Origin of the sequence: Wohlfahrtiimonas larvae (assembly GCF_002006755.1) — a bacterium.
GTDB lineage: Bacteria > Pseudomonadota > Gammaproteobacteria > Cardiobacteriales > Wohlfahrtiimonadaceae > Wohlfahrtiimonas > Wohlfahrtiimonas larvae.
In genome coordinates this window covers 1-3,464 of record NZ_MVDO01000097.1, presented here as the reverse complement: position 1 = coordinate 3,464, position 3,464 = coordinate 1, and the positions used below count along the sequence as shown (strand labels likewise).

At 35.2% G+C, this 3,464-nt stretch carries 5 protein-coding genes; 1 reads left to right on the top strand and 4 read right to left on the bottom strand.

Features of this window, described 5'->3' with window-relative positions; genetic code table 11:
- Positions 1-48 precede the first annotated feature (48 nt).
- The 4 genes from ccmE to BZK14_RS06070 all read right to left on the bottom strand — a co-directional run bounded on the left by ccmE (position 49) and on the right by BZK14_RS06070 (position 2,060).
- A complete protein-coding gene (gene ccmE, locus BZK14_RS06085) occupies positions 49-516 on the bottom strand; it encodes a cytochrome c maturation protein CcmE (protein WP_077925660.1) in 468 nt (155 codons plus the stop codon).
- Positions 516-647, bottom strand: a complete 132-nt coding sequence (gene ccmD / locus BZK14_RS06080) for a heme exporter protein CcmD (protein ID WP_245831194.1) — start codon at positions 645-647, stop codon at positions 516-518. Before ccmD ends, ccmE begins: the two co-directional genes overlap by 1 nt.
- Before the next feature lie 57 nt (positions 648-704).
- The gene (ccmC, locus tag BZK14_RS06075) at positions 705-1,445 is read right to left on the bottom strand and encodes a heme ABC transporter permease CcmC (RefSeq protein WP_077925658.1); all 741 of its coding nucleotides are present in this window, start codon (positions 1,443-1,445) and stop codon (positions 705-707) included.
- A 96-nt stretch (positions 1,446-1,541) separates the two neighbouring features.
- Entirely contained in the window at positions 1,542-2,060 is a 519-nt protein-coding gene (locus BZK14_RS06070) for a dihydrofolate reductase (protein ID WP_077925657.1), read from the bottom strand.
- Between the two features lie 234 nt (positions 2,061-2,294).
- On the opposite strand from BZK14_RS06070, the gene BZK14_RS06065 reads away from it, so the two are divergent.
- A partial coding sequence (locus BZK14_RS06065) for a 1-acyl-sn-glycerol-3-phosphate acyltransferase (protein WP_143691381.1) occupies positions 2,295-3,464 on the top strand: 1,170 nt, incomplete at its 3' end.

Here is a 3,464-nt window from a genome sequence, read left to right as displayed (position 1 = left end):
TAATGCAATATAAAGTGCTAATTCGCCAAATGGTAACATGTGGGCTCCTTAAGGTTGTGAGCCAGGATGTCTGGAGTTTTCATCAATCACGATGCCAGATTTTTCTAAGGATTCTTTCACTTCAGGTGGCATATATGTTTCATCATGTTTTGCCAAAATCTCTGTTGCAGTGAAATTATTGAGGTCTGTTAAAATACCTGTTGCGATAACGCCTTGTCCTTCACGGAATAGATCAGGCAGCATTTTATCATATGTGACTCGCACACGGTCTTTGCCATCCATGATGTCAAATGCGATATCTATGGTTTCAGTACTTTTAACAATAGAACCTGGTGCAACTAATCCACCAATACGGATTGAGCGTTCAAGTGGTGCTTTGCCTTCTTTCACTTCAATGGGTGAATAGTAATAGTTTAATTCACTTCTTGATGCATAAATGAGCAGTCCAATTGCTGCAAGTGTAATTACGACTAATGCAACAACGATGATGGCGCGCTGTTTTTGTTTTGGTGTCATTATTCAATTCCTTCTTGCTTCATAATTTGTTGTAACTTTTTACTCTCACTGAAAAGTGGAATAATTAGACTAAGTAAACAGATTAGGAAAAATCCGTAACTCAACCAAACATAAAGACCATGTTTTCCCATATGCAGAAATTCTGCAAAGCTCCCAAATGCAAACGTCATAGCGCCCCCACTATATAATTATTGATTCAGATAATGTTTCATCACTCTGTCACGATTAATCAGGTTTACACTCTTTTTAAGAATATAACCTGTGGTAAATAGTGAATAAGCAACGATCATTAAAATCAATGGTAACAACATATCCATCGGAATTTTCGGCCCGCCGGATGCAAAAAGTGTGCTCTTTTGGTGAAGAGAATTGAAAAAGTACACTGAAAGTTTAACAAGTAGTGCAATGGCAATACCAATGACTGCTAAAATAGATGTGAAAATGTCAGCAGTTTGACGATCTTCAATGGCATGATCAAAGGCAATATAACCAATATAAAAGAATAATAATAATAGTTGAGAGGTTAAACGAATATCCCAGACCCACCAAGTGCCCCAAGTCGGTGCGCCCCAAACGGCACCTGTTACTAATGAAATTAATGTTAAAACTGCACCTATCGTTGCCATACTGCGTGCAACTAATGGTAGTAATTTAACTTTCCAAACTAAAAAACATAGGCTTGTAATAGCCATTGCCATATATAATGATGTTGAAAGCATGGCAGCAGGCACATGAATATAAATAATTCTAAAGCTATTACCTTGTTGGTAATCAGCAGGTGCAAAGCCTAAACCCAATGCTATACCAACAATTGCGATGATTAAACTGCTCCAAAAACAATAGGGAACAATCGCATTGGCTAAAGGGATATAGTATTTATAGCTTGCGTATTTTTTATACCAGCTCACTTTTTTTGTTGAAACAGCCATAATTCACTCAATATAAAATGGAATGCATAATTATAACGAAATTGCCAAATTTTGCAGTATTAGCAGGAAGTAAACGTTTGTAAATATCGATTTTTATCAAGTTTTTGATGGGAACTCCCAAATTTCAAATCTGAATGGATAGCTATGTTTTTCATCTTTGGGATGATTTTCAGTATATAAATTGATTGCATCATTAAATGGTAAAGCTAATACTTCGGGTAAAAAAGTATCACCTTCAACTTCACTTTCTACAATGGTAAGATAAAGCCTATTCATATAGGGCAAAGCCGAACAATAGAGCTGTGCACCACCAATAATCATAACCTCAGGAGTATTTTGGTATGCCAAAATGGCTGCTTCTAATGTATTAAAATAGAAAACATTCTCTGGTAAGTCTTGAGGTGCTGGATTACGACTAATCACAATATTGTCACGTTTAGGTAACGGCCGCCCTAGTGATTCATATGTCTTTCGACCCATAATAATTGGTTTATTGATTGTGCTTTTTTTGAAAAAGGCTAAATCATCAGGTAAATGCCAAGGCAGTGAATTATTAATACCAATCGTACCATTTTGAGCAATGGCGACAATCAAAGATATAGTGCTGGATGACATTCAAAACCCTTATTTAAATATGCGTTATCGCAGAATTATACGCAACTCAAAAAGATAATGATAATCAAGGATTGGTTTATTTTATTAAATTTTCTAATGCGGATCATAAGTAAAATATTTAAAGTATGTTTTGTGTTGGAATTTTTTTGATTTCAGTTTTAAATAAACATTGATTAATTGAAAATTTTCTATAAACTAAACAGTGTTCATTAATAGAAATAGTGGTGCTAAATCATGAGAGCAATCTTTAGAGTTTTGTTAAATTTTTTCTTTCAGGTAGAAACAAAGTTAGATCAGCAAGCATCCATCACGCATGGAGTGATTGTGTGTAATCATCAGTCATTCTTAGATGGCCTGTTGTTAGGTGTATTTTTGCCACAAAAGCCAGTGTTTGTCGTGAATACAGATATTGCTAATCGTTGGTACTTTAAACCTTTTTTAAAATTGATTGACCATGTGACAGTAGATCCTTTGCATCCTATGGCTATTAAAATGCTTACTAAAGAAGTGACAAAAGGCCGCACAATTGTGATTTTTCCAGAAGGGCGCATTACTTTAACAGGTAGCTTTATGAAGATTTATGAAGGTGCCGCTTTTGTCGCTCATAAGGCAAAAGTTCCTTTGATTCCTGTAATTTTGGAAGGTGCTGAATATACTTATTTCAGCAGATTGAAATGCTTAGTGAAGCAACGCTTATTTACTCCGATTAAAATTACGATGAGGGCACCATTAAATATTAACATTCCGAATGATTTATTTGGTAAGCAGCGTCGTCAATATTTAGCAAAATATACACATGATTTGATGATGGATATGCGTGTCAATATTTTTGAACCAACATCTTTATTTGATTCAGTTTTATTGGCGAAGCAAAGATTTGGTGGTGATGCATATTGTATTGAAGATATTCAACGTAAACCGGAAACTTATGATCAATTCATCACAAAAATTTTAGGTATCAGTAGAATTATTACACGTTTCACAACAGAAAACGAACGAGTGGGCGTATTGCTACCGAATGCGATTGGTTCAATGGCAACTGTTTTGGCATTGAATTTAACGAAACGTGTTTCGGCATTATTGAATTATACAGCGGGTGTGGATGGTATGGGTGCTGCGATTACAGCGGCTGAGGTTAAAACAATTATTACTTCTCGTATTTTCTTGGAAAAAGGCAAATTAAATTATTTAGTGGAAGCATTCCCTGAAATTAACTGGGTATATGCAGAAGATTTACGTAAGCAAATCACAAATGAAGATAAGTTATGGGTATTGAAAGCTAAGTTCATGCCTAAAAAATATTTACCTAAACCTAACCCTGATGATGAGGCTGTTGTGTTGTTTACATCGGGTTCAGAAGGTAAGCCAAAAGGTGTTGTGCATACTAATCGTTCTTTATTAACT